General features: G+C 28.7%; 15 protein-coding genes and 1 riboswitch. Of the genes, 7 read left to right on the top strand and 8 right to left on the bottom strand.

Going from position 1 to position 24,638, the window contains the following annotated elements:
- Positions 1-683: 683 nt before the first annotated feature.
- Together glk and DAD81_RS09175 are read right to left on the bottom strand one after the other, a co-directional pair.
- Positions 684-1,763, bottom strand: a complete 1,080-nt coding sequence (gene glk / locus DAD81_RS09170) for a glucokinase (protein WP_111707969.1) — start codon at positions 1,761-1,763, stop codon at positions 684-686.
- Positions 1,764-1,769: 6 nt separating this feature from the next.
- Positions 1,770-2,819, bottom strand: coding sequence for a class I fructose-bisphosphate aldolase (locus tag DAD81_RS09175; RefSeq protein ID WP_111707970.1), 1,050 nt, complete (start codon positions 2,817-2,819; stop codon positions 1,770-1,772).
- A 580-nt stretch (positions 2,820-3,399) separates the two neighbouring features.
- Here DAD81_RS09175 and DAD81_RS09180 point away from each other — a divergent pair.
- The 5 genes from DAD81_RS09180 (at position 3,400) to DAD81_RS09200 (ending at position 11,405) form a co-directional block, all read left to right on the top strand.
- Positions 3,400-4,065 carry a hypothetical protein gene (locus DAD81_RS09180; protein ID WP_111707971.1) on the top strand — a complete coding sequence of 222 codons (666 nt, stop codon included), beginning with the start codon at positions 3,400-3,402 and terminating at the stop codon, positions 4,063-4,065.
- 223 nt (positions 4,066-4,288) lie between these two features.
- Positions 4,289-5,761 (top strand): potassium/proton antiporter, encoded by a 1,473-nt coding sequence (locus tag DAD81_RS09185; RefSeq protein ID WP_111707972.1) that lies wholly within the window; start codon positions 4,289-4,291, stop codon positions 5,759-5,761.
- 482 nt (positions 5,762-6,243) lie between these two features.
- Positions 6,244-7,365 carry a DEAD/DEAH box helicase gene (locus DAD81_RS09190; RefSeq protein ID WP_111707973.1) on the top strand — a complete coding sequence of 374 codons (1,122 nt, stop codon included), beginning with the start codon at positions 6,244-6,246 and terminating at the stop codon, positions 7,363-7,365.
- Positions 7,366-7,608: 243 nt separating this feature from the next.
- Complete coding sequence (locus tag DAD81_RS09195) at positions 7,609-7,935, top strand: 2Fe-2S iron-sulfur cluster-binding protein (protein WP_111707974.1); 327 nt, start codon at positions 7,609-7,611, stop codon at positions 7,933-7,935.
- 497 nt (positions 7,936-8,432) lie between these two features.
- Complete coding sequence (locus DAD81_RS09200) at positions 8,433-11,405, top strand: AAA domain-containing protein (RefSeq protein WP_111707975.1); 2,973 nt, start codon at positions 8,433-8,435, stop codon at positions 11,403-11,405.
- A 263-nt stretch (positions 11,406-11,668) separates the two neighbouring features.
- Here DAD81_RS09200 and DAD81_RS09205 read toward each other — a convergent pair whose 3' ends face one another.
- The gene (locus tag DAD81_RS09205; RefSeq protein WP_111707976.1) at positions 11,669-15,028 is read right to left on the bottom strand and encodes a DUF5107 domain-containing protein; all 3,360 of its coding nucleotides are present in this window, start codon (positions 15,026-15,028) and stop codon (positions 11,669-11,671) included.
- 156 nt (positions 15,029-15,184) lie between these two features.
- On the opposite strand from DAD81_RS09205, the gene DAD81_RS09210 reads away from it, so the two are divergent.
- Both DAD81_RS09210 and DAD81_RS09215 read left to right on the top strand, forming a co-directional pair.
- The gene (locus DAD81_RS09210) at positions 15,185-16,498 is read left to right on the top strand and encodes a hypothetical protein (RefSeq protein WP_157961108.1); all 1,314 of its coding nucleotides are present in this window, start codon (positions 15,185-15,187) and stop codon (positions 16,496-16,498) included.
- Between the two features lie 282 nt (positions 16,499-16,780).
- Positions 16,781-17,716, top strand: a complete 936-nt coding sequence (locus DAD81_RS09215) for a nuclear transport factor 2-like protein (RefSeq protein WP_111707978.1) — start codon at positions 16,781-16,783, stop codon at positions 17,714-17,716.
- 87 nt (positions 17,717-17,803) lie between these two features.
- On the opposite strand, the gene nrdD is transcribed toward DAD81_RS09215, so the two are convergent.
- From nrdD to DAD81_RS09240, 5 genes are all read right to left on the bottom strand, one after another.
- Positions 17,804-19,588, bottom strand: a complete 1,785-nt coding sequence (nrdD, locus tag DAD81_RS09220; protein ID WP_111707979.1) for an anaerobic ribonucleoside-triphosphate reductase — start codon at positions 19,586-19,588, stop codon at positions 17,804-17,806.
- Between the two features lie 4 nt (positions 19,589-19,592).
- Positions 19,593-20,042: an anaerobic ribonucleoside-triphosphate reductase activating protein gene (nrdG, locus tag DAD81_RS09225; protein WP_111707980.1), complete on the bottom strand. Its 450-nt coding sequence runs from the start codon at positions 20,040-20,042 to the stop codon at positions 19,593-19,595.
- 133 nt (positions 20,043-20,175) lie between these two features.
- A riboswitch (cobalamin riboswitch) is annotated at positions 20,176-20,373 on the bottom strand.
- A 121-nt stretch (positions 20,374-20,494) separates the two neighbouring features.
- Positions 20,495-21,124: a tetratricopeptide repeat protein gene (locus tag DAD81_RS09230; protein ID WP_218939689.1), complete on the bottom strand. Its 630-nt coding sequence runs from the start codon at positions 21,122-21,124 to the stop codon at positions 20,495-20,497.
- Entirely contained in the window at positions 21,112-22,434 is a 1,323-nt protein-coding gene (locus tag DAD81_RS09235) for a hypothetical protein (RefSeq protein WP_111707981.1), read from the bottom strand. Before DAD81_RS09235 ends, DAD81_RS09230 begins: the two co-directional genes overlap by 13 nt.
- Positions 22,413-24,620 (bottom strand): urea transporter, encoded by a 2,208-nt coding sequence (locus DAD81_RS09240; protein WP_111707982.1) that lies wholly within the window; start codon positions 24,618-24,620, stop codon positions 22,413-22,415. The genes DAD81_RS09235 and DAD81_RS09240 overlap by 22 nt, the downstream gene beginning before the upstream one ends.
- Between the last annotated feature and the right edge of the window lie 18 nt (positions 24,621-24,638).

The raw sequence follows: 24,638 nt of genomic DNA on the forward strand, positions 1-24,638 counted from the left end.
TTCCTAAATTGGGTGCCCGAACTGGGCAACCAAATTGGTTTACCAAATATATGCTTTTTATTATTAATAATAGCTTGATATTTAAAATTTTGAAAAAAGAAGTTATTCTAAAGAGTTTTCAAATCTTTACTAAATGTATTAGTAGAAAAGATAAAATAGCATTTGAAAAAGAATATATTTAGAAATAAAAAAAGTTAAAATACACTTCTTCGCTAACCTAAATAAGGGTTTCGTATTCACCTTAAAAAGATTGTTTAGAAGTTACTCTTAGTTAAACCCAATATACTTTTGCACTTATCTAAGATTTAAATGGATAAATTATATAGTAACAAAATAAATTAAAAATCTATCAATTAATTTTTTTGTGTTTATAAAAAGTGAAGTTTCGAGTCCTTCCTAACCTAAAAAAAAGACTAATTTACATTTCAAAATTATGGCTTATAATAGACACTTTATCTAATGAAGCTTTAAAATACAATATAATAGGTTTCTCTAAATTAGGAAAATCTCAAAATTCATACAAAAAATATTAAATGAAGATTATTCTTCAAGTTTTAAAAGTATCTATAAATAAATTCGTAAATATTTAGAATAATACGTTTATTGCACTTCTATTTATATCCATTTGAAAGAGATTATAAATTACAGTTACAAAAGGTTATAAAACCCTAACAACCTAGCTGTTAATTCAGCATAGCAGCTCCGTAGTATGCGGCTCCCAAAAGAGCAGTTTTTTGATTAAGAACTACCTTCACTGGTATCGTCTCCAAAAGCATATCCAATCTACCAGATTGTATAAACCCTCTTTTAAATACTTTTAAATCCATTCCTTGAACAATCTTTGGAACAATTCCGCCTCCAATATATATACCTCCAGTAGCTTTCATTTTTAGAGCTAATTGAGCAGCTTCTATAGCCAAAAACCTTGTAAATAAATCTAAAGTTTCCCTGCAGATAGCACTTTGCCCTTTTATGGCAATTTGGGTAATAACCGCCGATGGATCTTCTTTCAACATTTTTTCTTGTATCCATTCAGGAACTTTTTCGTTTCCTTCCTTAAGTAAGAATTGAAAAACATCATAAATCCCAGGACCTGATAATACACGTTCCCAACTCACATGCTTGTACCTTTGATCCATATACTTCCATAAATCAATTTCTAGGTTGTTACGAGGGCAGAAATCACAATGCCCTCCTTCTGAAGCGAACGGATTAAAATTAACACCATTCCAATACATCCCTACTTCACCAAGACCTGTTCCTGGTGAAATCATCACTGCATTTCCTGAGGCATTGGAACCTTCAATTAGCGTGAATAATTCTTCTTTATCCAGCGCTGCCAAACCATAGGCGTTAGCTTCCATATCATTCATTACTGCCACATGTTCCACATGAAATTCTTTTGCAATTTCATCACCATCAATACTCCATGGAAAATTAACTCCTTGCACTTTTCCATTCACTACAGGTCCAGCAACTCCTAAACATATACTATCAATTAAAAGTAATCTATTAGTATGAAAAAACTTAACCATTTTAATAAAAGATGAATATTCCTTAGTTGGGTATGAATTCGCTTTTAAGGTTTTAAGTTGTCCATCCTTACTTTCAAAAAGTGCTAAATTGGTTTTTGTACCACCGACATCTGCCGCTAAAACAATTCCATTGGTAGGATGCGTATTTTTCCTTGGAAAATCTAACGATAATATTGTAGAATGTTTACTAGGAAGTAAATAAACCTCTTTTAAGTCTGTTTTGTTCATTATTTATTATGCAATTGTAACTTGTTTGTCCAAATAAACATCTTGAATTGAATGTAATAATTCAACACCTTCTTTCATAGGTCTTTGAAATGCTTTCCTACCAGAAATAAGTCCCATACCACCCGCTCTTTTATTTACAACGGCAGTAAAAACTGCTTTTTCAAAATCATCATCACCAGATGAAGCGCCTCCAGAATTAATTAAACCAGCTCTTCCCATATAGCAGTTTGCAACCTGATAACGTGTAAGATCAATAGGATGGTCTGTAGTTAACATACTGTAGACAAGCTTATTGGTTTTTCCGAAATTTTGTAAAGCCAAATAACCTCCATTATTTTCTGGTTGTTTTTGCTTAATAATATCTGCCTCAATAGTAACCCCTAAATGATTGGCTTGTCCTGTAAGATCTGCACTTACGCTATAATCTTTATCTTTTTTAAAAGCATCATTTCTAAGATAACACCATAAAACGGTAGCCATACCTAACTCATGAGCACGTTTAAAAGCTATACTTGTTTCTTGTATTTGACGGTCAGATTCCTTTGAACCAAAATAAATAGTAGCTCCAACTGCTACAGCTCCCATATTCCAAGCTTGTTCTACTTGTGCAAAATAAATTTGATTAAAAGTATTGGGATAACTTAACAGCTCATTATGGTTTAATTTTACCAGAAAAGGAATTTTGTGTGCATATTTTCGAGAAATACTACCCAATACTCCTAGGGTAGATGCCACAGCATTACAACCACCTTCCATTGCCAGTTTTACAATGTTTGCAGGATCAAAATATTCTGGATTTGGAGCGAAACTAGCTCCAGCAGAATGCTCCACACCCTGATCTACAGGAAGAATAGATACATACCCCGTTCCTGAAAGTCTTCCATGTTCAAATATTTGTTGTAAACTTCCTAAAACCCTTGGTGATCGATCGGATACCATACATACTTCATCTATAAAATTAGGACCAGGCAAGTGTAATTTTTCTTTAGAAATTGTTTTACATTGATGATCCAATAGATAGGAAGCGTTTTTACCTAATAGTTTTTCAATATTCATAATTATTAAAATTTTAATTCAACATTATAATTAAAAGTATCTATATCAATATAAGATTCCCTTTAACGCATTAATTATGCTAATTTTTTTCAAAATTATTATCAAGATTTAAATAATTTATTAATCAAGGAGACAACAATACCTTCCATTTAACTTATTATCAAGACTATATATCTATGAAATTTTCAGTAAAATTTCAAGTTTTACAATTTAAAATGAAACTATGTTTTTAAAATGCTCAATCAATACTTTTAAAAAATACCATTCAAATCTCTAATCAAAGTTAATCATTTAAGTGCTTAGATATCTTTTAAATGTTTTAATTATTTCTTAAAAAAAAGTCATTTAAATGATATCTCACTATTTTTAAAAGCACAAATTTTAAAATTAGCACCAGGCTATTTACCCATAAAATTAAAACATTATAAATAAGATTATTCAAAATAAGATTTAAGCAACAGTTTGAGAATCTAAAAACTAAATAGCCCAAACAACTCATCGCTAAAAAACAACAATTCGGAAATTTAAACTTCCGAAACCAAAATTATAATCCCAACTTTGAATCCTAAATTAAAAACAGATGGAAGAAACAATTAAAATTTTCATTTACATTCACGCATTTTTTGGTGGACTTGGATTAATAACAGGACTTGGAAGTATTTTGGTAAAAAAAGGAAGTAAACCACATAAAACAATGGGAAAATTATTTTCAATTGGAATGATTTTGAGTTCTTTAATTTCAATGCCAATTTCTTGGATGCCGAATCACGAAAATTTATTTCTTTTTCTTATCGGACTCTTTACTATTTACTTAGTAATTTCTGGAAACCAAATTCTAACTTTTAAATTGAATAAAAAACAACACGCTAAGCCAATTGATAAAACAATATCTGGTAGTATGCTAATTATATCTGCAATTATGGTTTTAATTGGTATTTATGGTTTAATTAAAGGAAATTCAACATATCTATTATTTATATTTTTTGGAGGCTTTGGACTTTCATTAACCATAAGAGATTTTATTTTTTATAAAAACTTCAGAAAAACAAAAAACGGATGGCTCTCTAATCACATTGGTAAAATGATTGGTGCGTTTATTGCTTCCATTACAGCATTTATTGTTGCCGGAATGGGAATAAATAATTTAATAGCTTGGACATTGCCTTCCATATTAGGAACTATTTATATTATATATTGGAGGAAAAAGTTGAGAACAAAAACAGTTGACAACAAAGAACTGAATTAAAAAATATAGTTTAGTTTTATCTGAAATAAATAATCAAGGTAGGCCTATTTAATAAAACAAAAATCTTTGAAAATATAAAGCTATATTAATCTAAAATACTACTCAATAGTAAAATATCACATATAAAATTAACCGTTTCAAAGAAAAAAATAATGCCATATTTTTTTTAAAATTACTAAATGAGAAATAGTATCTTTATCAATTAGAAATTAAAGAAAAAAGAATGAATTTAACAATTGAAAATATACTATTAGTTGGCTCTTTATTACTTCTTATAAGTATTTTTGCTGGTAAAACCTCCTATAAATTTGGTGTTCCAACCTTATTACTGTTTTTAGCAATTGGAATGTTAGCGGGTTCTGATGGTATTGGAGGCATTCACTTTGATGATCCAAAACTTGCTCAGTTCATTGGTATAGTATCTTTAAATTTCATCTTATTTTCTGGTGGACTTGACACCAACTTTAAAGCCGTTAAACCAATTCTTTGGGAAGGAATTACCCTATCAACACTCGGAGTTTTATTAACAGCTGTTTCTCTTGGAACTTTTGTTTGGCTTATTACAGACTTTACCATTTATGAAAGCTTATTATTAGGTTCAATAGTATCATCAACAGATGCTGCAGCAGTATTTTCAATTTTACGTTCTAAAAGCCTGGCTTTAAAAACTAATCTAAGACCAACTTTAGAGTTAGAAAGTGGAAGTAACGACCCAATGGCGTATGTGCTCACAATTGCGTTTTTAACATTAGTAATCAATCAAGATCAAAGTTTTATATCTATAATCCCAATGTTTTTGCAACAAATGATTTTAGGTGGAGCTGCAGGTTTTGGATTTGGATTACTCAGCAAATATATTATTAACAAAATTAAACTTGACTTTGAAGGGCTATATCCAGTTTTAGTTATTACCCTAATGTTTTTAACATTTTCAGCTACCGATTTTTTGGGTGGTAATGGATTTCTAGCTATATACATTTGTGCTGTTTACTTAGGTAATCAAGATCTTATACACAAAAAAACCATATTAAAAATGTTTGATGGTTTAGCTTGGTTAATGCAAATTGTTTTATTCCTTACCTTAGGTTTACTTGTTTTCCCTTCTCAAATCATTCCATATATGGGTATTGGATTACTCATTTCTTTATTCCTTATTGTAATTGCTAGACCAATTGGTGTATTTATAAGTCTAATGTTTTTCAAAATGAAACTTAGAAGAAGATTTTATATTTCGTGGGTTGGGTTGCGCGGGGCTGTTCCAATTGTGTTTGCGACTTACCCCCTTTTAGCGGGAATTGAAAAAGCAAACATGATTTTTAACATTGTATTTTTCATTTCAGTTACATCCATATTAATTCAAGGAACTACACTAACCATAATTGCAAAATGGTTAAATGTAGGATTACCTGAAGAAGCAAAAAAATTAACTGCAACTGATTTACTTTTATCTGAAAATTCAAAAGCTGAAATGAAAGAGTTTTTAATAAATTCAGACTGCCTTGCCGTAGATAAGAAAATTGTAGAGCTAGGCTTTCCAAAGAATGCAATAATCGCTATGATTAATAGAGATGATAGTTATATAATTCCAAACGGCTTAACAGTAATTGAAGCACAAGACATATTAATTGTACTTGCTGACAGACATTTAGTTTTTGATGAAGTATATAAAGCACTAAGAACAAGTAAAACATTATAACCTCAACTTATTACTTTTAACTTTAAGACAAATTGAATCAAATTTTCTTACTACAATTAAGAAAAACAATAGATAATTGCATTCTCTTTTACTTTAAAACTTAAAATATTTAGGATTTATAGCCTAGTTTATTATATATACTTTTATAAAAAAAATTAAAAATACTCCAAACCATACACAGAATTGACAGTGAAAATCACCGTGTAAATCCTTTAAAAGTTATGATTACATTTTAGTATTAGACATTAAAGGAATCACTCGAAACCCTAAAAACTTATAAGATTTATTAAAAAAAATGATTTTTGAAGATTCATTTTTTTAGTTTTAATATCTTTTAGTCCAGATCATTTTTAATATAATTATTAAGCGATAAAAATATAAAATTATAAACTCTAGATGAGGGTAAAAGACGGACTGAATAAACTTTTCTAGTCATTAGTACTTCTTTGGTGTACCTTTACATCGATTTTAAATCATTTATTTTGAAAAACTTTGAAAAATTAGGTATTAACCCAAGCTTTATAAAAGGTCTTGCTGAATTAAATATTGTTGAACCAACTGATATTCAGAAAAAGGTTATACCAATATTGTTAGCTGGAGCTACAGATATTATTGCTCAAGCACAAACAGGAACAGGAAAAACAGCTGCATATGGTCTTCCTTTATTAGAACAAATGGATCCAAATATAAATTCCGTGCAGGGTTTAATTCTTTGTCCTACTCGTGAACTTGCTAAGCAAGTAGCTAAGCAGTTGTTCAAATTCACAAAATATTCTACTAAAATTTTTACTGAAGCAGTATATGGTGGAGAAAAAATAGATCGCCAAATTGCATCCTTAAAACGTCCCACACATATAATTGTGGCTACACCTGGTCGTTTAATTGACTTGGTAAATCGGAAAGATGTTAATCTTAGCAAAGTAAAAACTGTTATTTTAGATGAAGCAGACGAAATGCTAAGCATGGGATTTAAAAAAGAATTGGATGAAATCTTAAGCTTTCTATCTACAGTTGAGAACAAATGGCTCTTTTCGGCAACAATACCAAATGGAATTCAAGAAATTATTTCCAAGCACTTGTCCAAAGATGCTGAGCGTATTGAAGTAAGCCGAGATAATATTGTCAATAAAAATATTATGCACCAATATTTAATGTGCCAAGACACAGATAAATTACATGCCTTACAGCTTTTCTTACAGTCGGAACACAAAAACAGAGGTGTAATCTTTTGTAAAACAAAAGCGGCTACCAAATTGCTTTCCAAACAATTAATGGCAAAGAATATCGCCGCAGATGCAATTCACGGTGATTTGCTTCAAAAAGAACGTGATAAAGTAATGCGTGCATTTAAAAATGAGACATTACGCGTGCTTGTTGCAACAGACGTTGCGGCACGTGGAATTGACATCTCTGACCTCTCCTTTGTAGCTCATTATCAACTACCGGAAAGTGATGAGTATTATACTCACCGTAGTGGACGAACTGCACGTGCAGGAAAAAAAGGTATTTCTATGTGTTTTGTGAACACTTCTGAGGTTAAGATTTTACGAAACTACGAACGTACCTTAGGCATTAATTTTAGACAAATAAAAAAGGTACGTTAATCACATTTCCTTTATTTAATTATAAAATTATATCATCAAAGGTACTATTCAAAAATAAGCATCACTAAAACTTTAATAATATTATTTAACCTATCAATAAATATTGATAGGTTAAATAGTTCTTACTTTTAATGAAATTCAAAAGTGAATTCTAGTAAAAAATATAAAGACAAACAAGTGATGACTTTGGATATAAATATTTCATTTTTATAAATAAATAAAATAACTTCATTCATAAAAAACATGACAAAAGAGAATTATCATTTTACCTATTATGATGAATTTAAAAAAAAACATCATACAGACTTCAAAACCAATGAATACCACAATTTAATGGAATTGCTCTTTGATAAATATCTTGAAGAATGGGGTGATTGCAAAGGTAGAGCCTGGTGCGGAACTTGCCACATACAAATTATTGAAGGTGAAATTTCTGAAAAAATAGATACAGATGAAAAAAATACACTTTCAAAAATTGAGGGTGTTACTCCAAAAAGCCGTTTAGCTTGTCAAATTCCCCTAAATTCGGAACTTAATGGAATTGTATTTAAAATTATGGAAACTTCATAATTTTTATCCATTACTTAATTCTCTATCCAAATAAATCACAAACAGGTTTTAATGAAAAATTACCTGAAACTTGTAAATCGCTACATCAAAAACCCAAACTAACAATAAATTTCCCAAACATTTATTTAAACCTCAACTAGAATTAACTCTAACCTATTTAAAACAACGTACACTAATAAAATTTACTTTAGCTTCATTTATTAGGAATCTTTATTGCCTACGTTCATAAAACCCAAACTCCAATACTTAAAAAGTTAAACTTAACTAAAGAGGATAGTTTATGCAATACTTCACTAAAATATAGTATTTCAAAAGTGTTATTACTTCACTATTAATTTAAAATACAATTAACAACTTAAGCTTCAATAATTAACGCTTCATTACTAATTTTTCATTTAATAATGGTATGTAATTCAACAAGAATATACATTTAAAAGTATATATTCGTGCACAATATTTTTTTTAAAACCTACTAACTACGAATTCTAAAAAAATACATGAGCAACGTAAAAAACTGGTTAAATTATTATAAAAACAGTTTAACTGATAGTGAAAACTTAGCTGTTGACATTTCTAGAATCAAAAACTTATTTCATCAAAATTATTGTGATTTAAGTACGGCAACTATTAATTCAAAAAATGCTGCTGATATGATTGATGTTGAAGAAAGAAGAATTAATAGACTAAAAGGAATCACCAAAAAAGATAGTGCTAATTGGCATAAAGTAGTTGATATTGAAATTATTATTGCACCTTTTCAATTAGATTTTCAATCGAACGACACTAATTATAAACAAAAAACAATTCATCCATTTTGGATAACTGCTAATGTAAATAGATCAGGCCAATTATCTGCTCCTAGAGAAGTATTTCCATTAATAGTGCGTAATTATTTAGATCCAATTGCTGAAGTTGGAAATGATTTTATTTTTTCTTCAATAGAAACAATCTCAACAGCTAGAGATTTAGAAAAACCTGAAATTGAAAACGAAGAATTAGAATGGAGTTCTTACTGGGATTATATTAATTTGGTTTTTTCGGAAATCACTTATGGAAGCATAGATAATTATAGAGCTGACGGATACAAAACCAATAATAAAGTTACATATTTCGCTAGAAGTTCTAAAATTTCAGCAGCAAAAAGCATCCTCTTTTTGTATGAAAACTTAATAAATGAAACTGAAGAACTTCCGTTAATTTCAAAAATAATAAATACAAATAATAGAGAACGAAGAGATCCAATTACCGATCAAGGTTTTTTAGATTTCAATCATTTACATTTAGGACAAATGTCTAATGAATTTCCTCTTTCTATTAGTCAACGGAAAACCTTATTATCCTATTTTACTGCCGAGGAAAATGCTATTACAGCTGTAAATGGACCTCCGGGAACAGGAAAAACTACTTTATTGCAAAGTTTAGTAGCCACAGAGGTTGTAAGAGCTGCTATTAAAGGTGAGGAAGCCCCTGTTATTTTAGCATGTTCAACAAATAACCAAGCGGTAACAAACATTATAGATAGTTTTATAAATTCTAAAAGTAATATGGAAAATCTAGCAGAACGCTGGATTCCTGGCTTTAATGGTTATGCAACTTACCTACCTTCAAATTCTAAAAGTGAAAAAAGCTTAAAAGATATAAACTATCTAAAAGGAAATATGTTTGGTAATGAAGGTACTTTATGTGACCTAGAAAATGAAAATTATTTACTTGATGCGAGAAACTTTTATTTTAGTAAATATTTTGATTACTTTGGTTATAAAGCTGACTCATTAGAGGATGCTTGTGAACACCTACAAGAAGAAATTACAATTTTAGAAGATAATTTGATAGACGGAGTTCGTATATCTCAAAATTATTTAATTTCTGTTGAAAAAATTAACAACTTACTACTTCACAAAGAGAACTACATTCAAAAAAATGCAATTCAAATATCTAAATTACAACAGTGGAGAACTATTATTACCAAGATAAAATCGCTTTCTAAAGAAGATAATTTTATTAATGAAATAAAACGTTATTTTAAAGTTGACACTGAAGAAAACACAGTTAATTCTGAGCAACTTTTTAAAGTTAATAATGAAATCCTCACTAACAATGCAACAGCGTTAGTTTTTATAAAAAAATGTATTACAGATCTTAATTTGGCATTATCTTCAAACTTAAAATTAAATAATTGGAAACATCTAAATAACATTATAGGATATCCTTTTATTTCAGAAGAACAAATGTGGGAGTTTGAATATGAAAAAATGGAATCTAACGATAAAACTCATCGTTTTTTTTATGATGAAATAGATTTAAGTTTACGTCATAAAGCATTTTTATTAGCTACTCATTATTGGGAAGCAAGATGGATTTTAGAAACACAAGATGTTCTAGAAAATGAAACAGAGAAAGGGACTGGAGAAAAAACTGTAATTGCTAAATGGAAACGAAGAGCTATGCTTACACCTTGTTTTGTAGCTACTTTATATACTGCACCAACTCACTTTTTATATAGCCAATATCAAGGTGAAAATGAAGAAGGAAAACCTATTTTTGAATACCTCCCATTATTTAACTTTCTAGATTTACTTATTATTGATGAAGCAGGACAAGTAACTCCGGAGGTTAGTATTCCTATTTTTTCATTAGCACAAAAAGCAATTGTTGTTGGAGATTTAAAACAGATTGAACCTATTTGGTCCATTCCTCCAAAAATTGATTTTGGAAATTTAACCAACCAAAATATTATTACAAACCAAGCACAAAATGAATATTTAAATGAAATTGGTTTTTTAGCCTCTAGTGGAAGTATCATGAAAATGGCACAAAATGCTTGTGAATATGAAACTCCATTAGTTACAAAAAAAGAAAATGGCTTGTTATTATTAGAGCATAGAAGATGTAATGATGAAATTATTGGTTTTTGTAATGAATTAGCTTACGATGGTATTTTAAAACCAATGAAGGGAAAGGCACATAAAGATCAAATATTCCCTTCAATGATGGCATATCATATTGAAGGTTTTAGCGAACGTAAATATAATAGTCGCCATAATAAAAACGAAGTTAAGTCTATAATTTTATGGCTAAATAGACATAAGGAAGACATAGAAAACGCTTATAATGTAGATTCTATTGAAAGTATTTTAGGTATAATTACACCATTTGCTAGTCAGAAAACAGAACTTTCCAAAGCTTTAATTGAATCTGGCTTTAAAGTAAATGACATAAAATTAGGAACAGTACATGCCTTGCAAGGTGCCGAACGTAATATTGTTTTATTTAGCTCTGTTTATAGTAATGAGGATGAAGGCGTACTATTTTTTGATAGGGATAATAAACCAAACATGTTAAATGTAGCTGTTTCAAGAGCAAGAGACAGCTTTATTTTATTTGGAGATACTAGAATTTTTGACGAAACCAAAAACACACCTTCGGGAATATTAAAAAAACACTTAAATATGTTTGAAATGCCAAGTTAAAACTCTTTCTATAATTTGTTTTTATTTATACATATTTTACCTTCTAGCAACTGTAATATACGGGTATAGATTAACCTTTTTTTGAATATTTATTCCAAATACCATCATTTCTTGTTTCAATCCACAAATTGTTTGTTGAATCTTAAAAAAACGTTTCAATATGTATATCTTAAAAAAATATAAAATTTAGCATAGTTCTACTATAACCACAAAAAAAGCCGAAACATTTATTTCGGCTTTTTTAATATATTAAGAATTGATTTTTACATTTCTTTAAATTCAATATTAGCCCATAAATTACCAACTTGTAATTCTAAGGCTTTTGAAAGATCTTCTTTAGCTAATTTAGTTTTACCTAACCCTTTATAGCCAAGACCTCTTGTTGTATATCCCATAGATTCTTTCACATTTTTATGGTCTTGTTTTCCAAAAATACTAAAAAACGCATGTTTATCTGCTTCCCTAGGTTTTAAGTACTCATTGGCTCCAACAATAAGATTTTTAAAAATAATGTTAGCTTCTTTCTTTTTATTTAGCTTTAAATAGCTTAAACCTTGATAATAATTCATGAAACCAACTTTATCTCCTTCAGAAATACTTCCAGAATTTATTTTAGAAGATATTGTATAAAACTTTTTCGCTTCTTTTTTGTTTTTAAGAGCTTCATTAGCCAATCCTAAATAATAATTAACTTGAATACTTCTATTTCCTGTTCTTGCATTTCCTGCAGATTCCAATGGAACATTGGCTTTTAAAAATTGTTCCAACGCTTTGGTATAATTTTTTTCATTATAAAACTTAATTCCAGAAGCTAAATGTGCATCTATAGTTAATTCTCTTACAGTAGAATTTCCTTCTTTAAAACTAAATTGTTTCTCTTTTAAATATGAAACCGCTTTATCAGCTTCTCCTGCTAATGTTAATACTATCATTTGTCTTACAAAAGCATCGTCTCGTTTTTTAGCTATTTCATTTTTACCTTCAAACAAAGCCAATCTCGTTTCAATAGAATTGTTATTCAAATCATACAATTCATCTAATTCATTGTAAAAATTAGCATCGGTATCATTATATTTAAATGCGTTTTCGTAAGCTGAAATTGCCTTTTCAACTTCATTATTATGCTTATAATATCCCCATCCTAAATTTCTATGTGCCATAGCTAATTCAGGAGCGTTTATTACTGCTTTTTCCCAATATTTTATAGCTATTGATGGTTGTTTATCAAATAGTATATTTCCTAAATAATAATTCGCTTTTATGTCTTTTGAATTGTATTCTAGTGCTTTCTTTAAAACTTTTACAGTTTCTAATCGAAAAGGAAAAATAGATTCCTCAGATAAAGATTGTGCTTTTTTAAAATAACTCTCTGCACTTTTTTTATTTCCAAATTTATCTTGAATAAAACCTAAATAGTAGTAAAAAATAGGATTCTCTCCTTTAAATCTTAACATTACATTTTCTGACTCTTTATAAAGTCCTTCGTTAAAATACTCGACAGCTAATTCTAAATAATTTTGATCAAAATTGCGCATTGTTGTATTCAAATTCGTAAGATTTTTTTCAGCTTCAGAAGTATTTCCAGATTCATTAGCTATTAAATAAAGCTCATTGCCTATTCTAAAGTTTAAAGGATCAATTTCTTTTACTTTTTCTAAAGTTGTTTTGGCTCCATTAAAATCTCCTAATTTTCTTTGGATAGAGGCTTTTAAAGCAATTATTCTTGTATTTCTGTTATTGGTTGAAAGAGCTTCATTAATTTGATGTAATGCTTTTTTATAGTCTTTTTTTAGGCAAGAAATTTGTGCCAATTCAAAATATCCTGCTGTATGATAGGCATAATCCCAAGTTGCTCTATACAAAGTATCAATAGCTTCGTCATAAAGGTCTAACGCTTTTAAAGTTAAACCTTGTAAATACAACCCTTCGCCTGTTGATGGTCTTGTATAATCTTTTGTTTGTCTTTTTATAGCTCTGCTAAAATGAGTTCTTGCTGAATTATAATCACCGCTTTTAAGTAAATTATTTCCAATAGCTATATTTGTTCTTGTATCATTGGGATCACGTTTTAAAACCTCATTATAATAAGACATAGCGCCACCATTATAAACCTTGTAAAATTGATCCATTCTACTACCAATTAAATACAATTCTTCTATTGTTTTAACTTCTTCTGGATCTAATGGTGGTTTTACTTCTTCTGGAAGGTTTTTGCTCTTTTTCTTAACTTTAGGCTTATATGATAACAGTATTTCATTAGAATCTAAATCTACCAATTCAGTATATAAATCTGTAATAATGTAATCATCTTTCAATTTTATTATTTTCGTAAAAGCTTTACCTGGTAAAATTTCCATTTGCTTTTCTAATAAAATTTTATCTCCAGATTTCAATACAATTTTTGCATTCTTTACTTTTTGGGTTGAATGATAACCTAAGAAAAAAGTATTTTTATCTCTTTCTTCTAAATTAACCGCAGCATCTTTATTTGCATTTTTAAATCCTTCAATATCTCTAACAGGATACCAATAATGTTTCCATTTTTTAACCTCATAAGGTCTTATCCAAGAATAATCTGGCTGATTATCTGAAAATGCTCCAACCATAATCTCAACATATGGGCCACTTGTTGTTGTTAATTTAGCTTCAGTATTCTGACCAACTTTTCCTGATCCCCATTGCCATAATTTAGCTCCTTTAATTATATTATGATCTCCTATATGAACTGTTCCACTATTTTTACCGTGGTCATAACCTCCGCTAAAATCTTCCTTTAAATCATGTGCAAAAAATGAAGCACGTTCTCTGGTATTTTTCCAATAACTTATATCTACGCCTTTTGTAAAATCTTGTTCTCTATAAACTTCTGTTGAAATAGGCCAGCGCGTAAATTGGTTTTTTTGATGATAGGTTGCAAACTCAACACTTGGAGGAAAAATAGTTTGAAAATTTTCATTTGTATGTGCCGCTACATTTGCCCAATATAAAAAGTTATGTGTATATGGTGTTGCATTGTAAATTGTAACCTCTGCCTCAAAATAAGCTTTCCCAGGAGCAACAGTAACCCCAACATTCCATCTCATTCTATGTCTTGGTTCAGTTTCACCAACAAAAATAGTTTTGCTTCCATCATTATTTTCTTTTAAAGAATAATCCATAGCCAAATATGTAGAAGCTCTATGATGATGCAAAACACACCATTCTATACCTCCTGAAGCCCAAGCCCCTGTCATCCCAATATTTGCAGGTTTTACTTCATTATTTTTATAAATGAAATTATAATTATTGGTTTTATCGGTTGCATAATAAAGCTTCCCTCCCATTTCTGGAGTTATGCAAAGTTTTATATATTCATTTTCAAGTGTTAGAGCTTTCCATTTTTTATTTATTTGCTTATGTGAAAACTCATCGTTAGCGGCATTAGGATATATCATTCTTCGTGCGCCTTGAAAATTTCCATTATCAAAAAACATTGGAGCTTTTTCTGAAGGTAAAACCTCATAAGTTGGAAGTTCCCATAAGCTTTCAGTCATTTTAACTTGAGCAAAAAGACTTGAACTTAATATTGAAATAAAAAAAATTGAAAAAGCAGTTACTTTTCTAAATTGTACACTAATATTCATATTTGTCTAGTTGGTTTAATGGTTATTATATCTGTTTGGTTACTTGTATCTCTTAAATTTAAAGGTTTTTGCTTTATAATTGCTTTTATTATTTATCCAAAATCTGTCCATTGTTTGTCCAAACTTTATTCAAAGTTTTTTTTTACATTTGAGCTTATGACTAACAGTAATGATTATTTAAAATATTGCTTACAAGAAGTTGAAAAAAAACTTAACTGGAAAAAGTCAATATTATGGAAAGATCCAGATTATACTAAATTATCTAAAGTCATATATAATGAATCTAATATTACTATAAGTACAAATACCCTAAAACGCCTTTTTGGAAAAATAAAATATTCTAAAGCTTACAACCCCCAAAAAGGGACTAAAGATGCTTTAACTAAATACTTGGGTTATGAAAATTGGGATGATTTTGTAACTAAATATAATCATCAAGATGTAGAATTAAATCTTAATAAGAAAACTACTAATTTAGTTCCAACAAAAATTAATTTCAAAAATATGGCTTACAAGTCTTTATTTTTTGTTGGAATAATTTTAATACTAATAACAATTTACTCATCACTTTACTCAAAAAATAGTAATAACATAATTGACCATTATACATTTGAACTAAAAGATTCAATTTCTGAAGTTCCATTTACTGTCTCAATTAATTATGACCTTCAAAAGGTAAAATCTGATAGCATATATGCAAATTTCAATTATTTAAAATCCTATCTAGGGCTTCAAGTTGTTAAACTTAATAAATCGAAACATGTAAATAATTTTACTTATCAGATTCCTGGATATTATCAAATTGATCTAGAAATAGATAATAATCTTATTGAAAGAAAAAATATACTTGCAATGTCTGACGGTTGGGATTCACATATTTTACCAGAGAACCATAGGCAAGAAGGCTTTTGGCTAGATACTAAAATTGAATTAAATAATAAAAACGGCTATCTATACTTTAGTCCGGACAGCATAAAATCAAAAGGATTTGACACAAATTCGGTTTATTATGTTGCAAATAGATTATTTAAAAAATTTGAGATTGATGGAGATAATTTCAAATTAGAAATGAAATTTAAAAACACAAAAGAACTGGGAGGTATTACGTGTTACGACTTTATTTTGAACCTTGTTTGCGCTAACGAAACCAGCTCTATAAAATTAATGGAAGAAGGTTGTGGTAGATTTTCTGGTTTAAAAATGGGAGATTTAATTATAGAAGGTGTTGACAATGATCTTTCTTCCTTTAAAGTTGACACAAAAAATTGGAATATCTTAAATATTTTAGTTAAAAATAAAAAGGTTAAAGTTTCAATAAATAGTGAATTAATTTATAATGGAAACTATAAAACTCCAAATGGAATGCTTGTAGGAATTGAAAATATCTTTAAAGGTTCAGGGATGGTTGACTATATAAAAATTGAAGATTTAAAATCTCAAAAAGTATTCTTTGATGATTTTAAAAATTAATTTATTGTAATAAAAATTTTATTTTCTCAAAGGTAAAAAGCCATTTAGGCATACCTCAATTTATCTTAATTACCCTAAATACTCAAATTGAGTATTGCTTTCCTTATTTCAAAATACTAATTTGCAATCTATTATATGTTAACTATTTAAGTAACATATACTATTCCTCAACTATAAACACTAAGTAAAGAAACCCCTATTTACTTATTAATAAAATGACGTCTCTGGTTTTGTACCAAAAAAATAAGACTAAAGTAATTTACTAACTAAATATTAAAAAACATGAAAAAAATTATTCTAATTTTATTAATGATTTTTACGGTCATTTCTTATGCTCAAAAGAAAAAAAACGGAACCGTTTACAAAGAACACCCTGCTATAAATGTTGTTGAGGATATGATGAAAGCCTTTGTTGAAGGCGATGAAAACAAAGTTGCTTCTTACTTAGCAGAAGATTTTAAATCCTATAATGGCTCTAATGGAGATAAAGATGCAGAAGGAAGTACAAAAGATGATTTTAAAAATCAAGTATTATTTTGGAAGAAAAATGCTGCCTACCTTACTATAAAAAGAACAAAGGAAGCATACCCAGACGCCATAGAATATAAAGATAGCGATAATGATGACAGTGTTTGGGTACAAACTTGGGTTGATGTGAAAGCAGTACATAAAAAATCTGGTGTAAAAATAGATATGCCTTTTCACCGATTGTACGTGGTTAATAAAGACAATAAAATTAAAACAATGATTAGTTATTATGATGAATCTATTTATGATAAAATTGGAGCTAGTTTTGTTGAAAGAACAAATGGAACAATATATAATAACCACGAAAACATTAACAAAGTAAGAATACTTATTCAAGCATATGCCAATGATGATTATGAATTAGCATATACCTTTTATGATAAAGATGCACGTTTTAGTAATATCCATATGCTTCCTGGAAAATCAAAAACTTTAGAAGAGTCTAAAGAAAATGATTTAAAATTCAAAGAAAAATATACAATTGAAAGTATAGATGTTAATGGATATCCAGATTACTTAAAATATGAACTAGGTAATGGAAGTATTGTTCAATCTTGGTGGACTGTTAGATTAACAAGAAATAAAGACAAGAAAAAACTTGTTGTTCCAATATTATTCATTCATGATTTTAATGATAAAGGAATGATAACTCGTGAAATGGCATATTTCAGCCTTAAATTAATGGAATAAATTTATACAACAATCACTAACTAAAATGTAAAAAGCGGGACAATTGTCCCGTTTTTTGTTCCCATTTTTATTCTATTTCAAATAATCCTATTCAACTTTACTAAGATGATAATACCTTTCTTTATGTTCTTCCTGTCTGTCTGAACTAAAATTAGATACGCGTTTTAAATAACCGATAACTCGCGTACCATAATCAATATTTTTAGAGCCACATTTACTACAACTTTGTAAGGTTCTTTTATCTATATTTTCACACTCATTGCAAATAGTTATTTTAATATTAAAACAAAAATAATTACACCCAACCAAAGCCGTTGCATGTATTAGCTTTAAAAATCCCTCTTTATTAGGTGCTTCTTCTAAGTTTAAATGTAATGCAGATCCGCCATCTAAATATTTAATAGTTTCTTTTCCATGTAATATTATTTTATCAAGCGTGTTTATTGAAGTGTCTTCAACTGGATAAAAATAAGAATTATAACATGCTCTTGAAACTGCCAAGCCATCTTCTTTATCCCATTTTGCATTTTTTACACCCAAATTTTCGGCAGGAACAAATTCTGTATTAAACATATAACCATATTTAATTTTGGCTTTTTTATTAGCTTCATAAATAACCCTTAATAAATTACTCACAAAATCTTTATAAGGCTTGCTGTTTTTAGCTTTTATTCCAAAATACTCAGCAGCTTCTACCATTCCATTTATTCCAATAGTTAAAAACTGTTTGTCTAAAGAAATAAAACCAGCATCATAAACAGGTAACATTCCGGCATCCTTATATTGTTCAATTAGCTTTCTATATGCAATTTGATACTTATGCATTTTCGCCACTTGATCTTTAAGATTCTCACCTTTTTGAATTAAACGATTTATATTAATAGTAATCACATTTATAGAACCTGTTGAAACACCTCCTGCTCCTAATGAGTAACTAAAAGTATTATCGGTAATTTCATTTCTCAATCTGCAACAAGAAGCTAAACTATCTGCACTTTCAGATTGATATATAAAAAATGAATTCCCTTCGCTTAATTCTGTTGCACACATTTCAGCAAATTCATTATCAATAGGCTTCCCTTCTTTCACTAACATAGCTGCTGTCACAACAGGAAAAGTTAATACGGCTCGTTCTCTTTCTTTATTAAACCATTTCATAAAAAACTGTTGTAGCGTTTTTAAACTTTCCCATATAGGTTTTGACATATCTGGAAAAACAAAATCTCCAAACATACTTTCGAAATAGGATTGATCATATAACGAAACATTCCAAAAAACAGATTGATATCCTCTTGCGGCTGCAGGTTGGTTTATTGCATATACAGCATGTTGCAAGTGATTTTCAACAGTTCTTAAATTGGTATTTAAATAGTCACTCCCAAAATCCTTACGCGCAAAATAATCAAAATACAATAAAAATTCTACCGTTGCCAATGCTCCCGCAAACTGTGAACTAATTGCAAAAACAAGATTTACAAATTCTCCACAATAACTTTCTAAATGTTGAGGAGCTTTGCTCTCACCTCCAAGTTTTGTTAGGCCATCAAACAAAAACGGATACATACTAATTGAGGTACAATAAGGTTTTAAAGAAGTTTCGTCATGAACATAAATTTCATGAGATTCTATTTGTCTAACGTATTCATCGCCTAATTCTTCACCAAATAATTCAACAATTTTATTTTTAACCAACTGTCTATTTACTTGTACATTAATATCTTTATTCAGTTCAGCTTCCATGGTTGCAATGTTTTTAGATGAGACATTCGCGTTGGCATCCATTTTAGAACCATCAGCAGCATTATTAGCATTGATGTAATTATTAATAAATTCAATTTTTTTATCTACTTGTTCTTGATTTAATCTTACCATAGCTTTAATTTTTTATGAATAAATTATTTAATATTCTATTTGATTTAACTTCTATAAATTTTTGGTTTGTTATTGCGCTATCTAACCCTCCTAAATCAGGGTTCCAAGCCCCAATTTTCAACCAAGTTAAATGTTCTTGTAATTCGTACTTTATATCTTCTTCACCCGAATATAAGCACGTTTTAAAACCTTGTAATTGTGCGTTCTGTAAATACCCCAATAACTCCTTACAGTGCCATTCTCCTCCCATAAATAAAACTGTACTTGCAAAGCCTTTATATTTATTTAGAGTTGAATTAAATATGTTTTCGGTTAATAATTCTCCTGTTTTTTCATTCCACAAAAATGGAGAATGACAACCTTTGCATTTTAATTTACAGCCACATATACTAAAGCAAATACTTATTTCTCCTGGTACTTCCTGAAATACTACTTGAATATTATAATAATTCATATAACTAACCTTTGTTTAAAACAATAAAAAACTGAATCAATAACTGTTTATTGAAAATTTACTAATTTGTCAAAAAAAGCGACGATTATTCTAAAATTGAATAGTACGTATCAGTATCTTTTTTCCCGAAAGATTGACATTTTTGAATATGGCAGGTCTTCTGACTTACTCTTGTTTTTAGGTCTTCCCATCTTTTTACGGACAGTGACAAAAGAATTTAAAAACATTTTTTGAGCTTACAGCTGCGGGAACAGTTTAGGTTTTTCACCTAATTCCCATTTTAATCCTAACAATGTAATATTGCATTAGAACCAAATTCATGTGTAAAGATATAAATGAAATAAATACTAATTCATCTCATTTTAATTTTTTAATTAACCACTTATTAACAAAGTAAATTCATTTATTAAATTTACTTTCTAAAGGTTATTAAAAGATTCTATAATATTTTTTTATTTGTTTGAAAGAGTCAATCCTTCAAGTGCAAGAGCGTTATTTGGCTTGTTCATTAGTGCTTTTTGAAATAACAATTTTGCTTCTTTTTTTCTTCCTAATTGTAAATTACACCAAGCGTACATATACAATGAATCAAAATCAAATGGATATAAATCAGTTACTTTTTTAAAATATTCTATAGATTTATCGTACTGTTTTCTGTTATAATAAATTGTTCCCAAATAATACATTGCCTTGGTATTGTGATTTGAATTCTCCAAAATAGCATTATACATTTTTATAACTTCATCCCAATTTCCAATAGCTGAAAGCGGAAAAATATATCCAAACTTAGGTTCATCTGCATAAGGCATTAAATCTATGGATTTATTATAAAAAGCTATTGATTCATTAAAATTCCCAGCCATGTAATTTAACCAGCCTAAACGTAAATTAGCTTCATAACTATCTTCAATATAAATTTGCTTAATCTCATTAGCTGCTTCTTTAAAATCTCCGTTTGCCTCTAAAGTGTAACTTTTATTAAACGCTTCTTGAATAGATGAAAAATCTTCTTGCGCATAAATAAATTGTGAAATAACTAACAATAACATTCCAAATATGTACTTTCTTCCTAAATTTCCCATGTTAATCCTCCTATTATATTTTGTTGATTAAATTTAAAAACTGAATTTGATATCTCTGTATCTTCGCTAAAAAAAGAATCCTCCATTTTCATAAAAGAATAACCAATTTTAAGATTTACTTTTTTAAGGTAAACTTTTAAAAGTAAACCAATTTCACTATTAGCAGCAGCTGTTTGATTATAAATTATAGAGCCATTATTAGATATGTAATTTATAATTTCTCCGGCATTAACAAATCCTGTAACTCCTAATTTACCTTTGTTAATTGAAACTCCACCAGTATAAACTATTCTAGAATCGGTTAAGCCCCCCCCTGTTTCATTTACATATTGTGCAGATACAAAAGGGATTAAAACTGTATTTCCTAAGGGATAAAATGATAAATTATATCCTAACTGAAACTGATTGAGATTATTTAAAGTTGAATACGAAACATTTATACTATTACTAAAATAATAACTAGCTTTAGAAATTGAGGTTCCAAATACAACATCAGAATAACTTATTTTATTACCAGAATTTATATAATAACTATCTGCTAAATCACCTGTTGAGTTTTCTATTATCTCTTCAAAATCTCCTGAAATAACATTAAAAAACAACTCTAAATACCAGCGATTTCCTAAACCTAAAGTACCATTGGCATAATAACGGGTCTCTTTCCCATTGAATTTGGTATTATACAAATCTGTATTAATTAATTCTTGTGCAACTGAATTTCTTTGCATTACAGTTAATCTATGATAAAAATTTGTATTGTTTGAAAACCTATGATTTAACCCTAAAGTATACATTTGAAAATCTTCTGGTAAATACAAAAGCCCTGTTTGAGAATTATTCAAAAATTCTTTATCTGAATCTAAATTAGAATTTGAAACAACTCCAACATCAATCGCCGATAAAAACTTTAACTTATGTTGAATTTTATTCTGAAGATCTTTAGACATTTTATTATAAAACATATCCGACTCTAATAGAAATCCGGCATATCTGTATGCCCAGTATAAATATTCCTGAACAACAACATCAAAGGCATTTAAATTATGTGCCTGTTCCAAATATTTAATAGCCAAAAGCATTTGATCTTTTTTAAAGTAACCAATTCCTGTTCTCACTTTTAAATAATAAAAATCAATTCCTTCTGCTCTAGATCTTTTACTAAATTTTATTAGTTGTTTCCAATCTTGTTTTAAAAACAATGCATACGATATACTATCAACCTGCTTAAAAGTTAAAGACGATCTTTGGGCATTTATACTTAATAATAAAAATAACCCTAGCAATAATGTTAATCCAAATTGTTTTCCCATCTTAATTGAAGTGTTTTGTTTTTTGATGTTATATAACGTATTGTTATTCTCCCATTTTTTTCAATCACTATTTTTGAAGAGCTAAAGATTCTGTTTTTTATTCCAGTTATATTTGAGTTCAGTTCCAATTCTTTTGGGCTAAAAACCTGACTAGTTTCTTTATATAATAACCTATAATTACCTTTTAAAAAAATACCAAATGGAACTAAAAAATCCTGGAGTGTTATTATAGGAAACCGATATAAATGATGAATAGGAAATTTAGATTCAACATTTAAATTACCCGTATTACTTAACACCACTTTATAAAATGTATAGAAAAAATAGTAAAGAAGACTATTTTTAGACCCCAAATAATTTAAGGCTAAAAATGTTTTCCCATTGTTTTCATAATACAATTTAGCTCCTGTATTTAAACAATGTAAAAAAGACTTATTATTAATATCAATTTCATTTTTAATTGAGTTTAAAGTCTTATTTCCATTATCTGAAACCATTTCAAGTTTAAATAAATCTCCTGGACTCCATTGAAATGCGCCTTTTAAAATTGGTGAAACTTGTATATTCTCTACAACATCATTAATTTCAGGAACCCCTTTTTGTTTAAACTTTAATGTATTTTTTTGACTTATTAAATATTCAGATAACGGCCAAAAAATAGTTGAAGCTCCAATTTTCCCTGTAGATTGTAATTGAAAATGCAGATGGGGATATGGTGATCGTCCAGAATTTCCACATTTTCCAATAACATGACCTTCCTCAATAGTTTCTCCAACTTTAACCGCTACAGACCCATTTTTTAGATGACATAATTTTGAATATAGATAATCATAATGTTTAATTACAACCGTATTCCCCCAATTATTTACTGTATTTGCAACTCCTATTTCATTATCTTGAATAGAATTTTCAATGGCTACAATTGTTCCCGATGCTGGAGCAATTACAGGTTTATTAAAACAATAATAATCTTCTTTTAAAAACCCTTCATTTATAAACTCCTTATTAGTATTTGGATCTTTTATAATAAAATCCCAAGCATATTTAAAAAAGTCTTTATGAGTATAAACTCCATCATGAGCTTGATTAACTATCCATTTTCCAATAAAAGGCAATCTAATAGGTAATAAAAACACTGAATATTTCTTTGAAGACTGGCTATTATAAATATACGCATTTGTCTCTGGGTTTTTCTGTTGAATAAAAGTTAAAATAGGCTCACGCGTTTGATTATATCTAATTTTAAAAGCGTAGAGCATTCCAATAATTACAATATTAAATGGTAATGAAAAAACAGATAATTCAAAATAAGAAAAAAGTCTGTCCGAACCAACTGTAACAATTACCAAAACAGGAATTAATATAACACTCCATATAAGTGATTTTCGTGAAGGAATTAAATAATAGCCTCCAATTGCAATGGCAGAAAGAATAAAATTAAATCCATAATATGTATAATTTAACGAGCCTGTGTAAACCCCTAAAAATGAATAAAACCAATAGGCTACAAAAAAACCTATTAAAGAAAATAAAAAATGAACTCTAGAATGAATTAATAAACCGATAGCTATAAGAATTCCCGCTACTATATTAAATTGAAAAAATATAGCTCCTAAAGACAAAAAGTATGTATATAATCCTGTGCCATCAAAAAATTTGGTTAAAGAATCAATAACTACAATTAAGCTAGATCCTCCTATTTTAAAAAACATATTTGAGGGATAGAGCGCTTCAGAATTTAGTGAAATGTTAGAAAATATTGGAAAAGACAAAAGCATTAACCACATTCCCAATAAAAATGGAAAACTTAAAAAAGGCAATCCATATTTTTCTAAAATCCCCTTTATAAAAATGGTACAAAAAAACGCTACAATACTTCCAATAATTATCAATAAAAGCACTTCAATACCTGGAGAAAAATAAGTTCCTATACCCAAGCCTACCAACAGAGAATTAAAACTAAAAAGCCCTTTTTGAATTGTAACTGGAGCATATTCTAATAATTCAGCAAATACTAAAGCTGTAACAACAGCAATAAAACCGCTCAAACCAATCCACCAATTTGTAAAACTAACTACAAAAAGAATTAAAGCCAATACTTTATTTTCAGTAAAAAAAATCTGAGAATAACTTGTTAAAATACTTTCACTAATAAATATTGCTTTCTTTTTAAGTTTGTTTTTCATTAATTTTATTTAAACCTT

It is taken from the genome of Lutibacter citreus (genome assembly GCF_003260195.1).
GTDB lineage: Bacteria > Bacteroidota > Bacteroidia > Flavobacteriales > Flavobacteriaceae > Lutibacter > Lutibacter citreus.

Bases quoted from the DNA above. Each gene is read 5' to 3' on its own strand.
- DAD81_RS09185 (WP_111707972.1), top strand. From the start codon at position 4,289: ATGAATTTAACAATTGAAAATATACTATTAGTTGGCTCTTTATTACTT.
- DAD81_RS09230 (WP_218939689.1), bottom strand. From the start codon at position 21,124: ATGGGAAATTTAGGAAGAAAGTACATATTTGGAATGTTATTGTTAGTT.
- DAD81_RS09180 (WP_111707971.1), top strand. From the start codon at position 3,400: ATGGAAGAAACAATTAAAATTTTCATTTACATTCACGCATTTTTTGGT.
- DAD81_RS09235 (WP_111707981.1), bottom strand. From the start codon at position 22,434: ATGGGAAAACAATTTGGATTAACATTATTGCTAGGGTTATTTTTATTA.
- DAD81_RS09240 (WP_111707982.1), bottom strand. From the start codon at position 24,620: ATGAAAAACAAACTTAAAAAGAAAGCAATATTTATTAGTGAAAGTATT.
- DAD81_RS09205 (WP_111707976.1), bottom strand. From the start codon at position 15,028: ATGAATATTAGTGTACAATTTAGAAAAGTAACTGCTTTTTCAATTTTT.
- DAD81_RS09175 (WP_111707970.1), bottom strand. From the start codon at position 2,819: ATGAATATTGAAAAACTATTAGGTAAAAACGCTTCCTATCTATTGGAT.
- nrdG (WP_111707980.1), bottom strand. From the start codon at position 20,042: ATGAATTATTATAATATTCAAGTAGTATTTCAGGAAGTACCAGGAGAA.
- DAD81_RS09210 (WP_157961108.1), top strand. From the start codon at position 15,185: ATGACTAACAGTAATGATTATTTAAAATATTGCTTACAAGAAGTTGAA.
- DAD81_RS09195 (WP_111707974.1), top strand. From the start codon at position 7,609: ATGACAAAAGAGAATTATCATTTTACCTATTATGATGAATTTAAAAAA.
- DAD81_RS09200 (WP_111707975.1), top strand. From the start codon at position 8,433: ATGAGCAACGTAAAAAACTGGTTAAATTATTATAAAAACAGTTTAACT.
- nrdD (WP_111707979.1), bottom strand. From the start codon at position 19,588: ATGGTAAGATTAAATCAAGAACAAGTAGATAAAAAAATTGAATTTATT.
- glk (WP_111707969.1), bottom strand. From the start codon at position 1,763: ATGAACAAAACAGACTTAAAAGAGGTTTATTTACTTCCTAGTAAACAT.
- DAD81_RS09215 (WP_111707978.1), top strand. From the start codon at position 16,781: ATGAAAAAAATTATTCTAATTTTATTAATGATTTTTACGGTCATTTCT.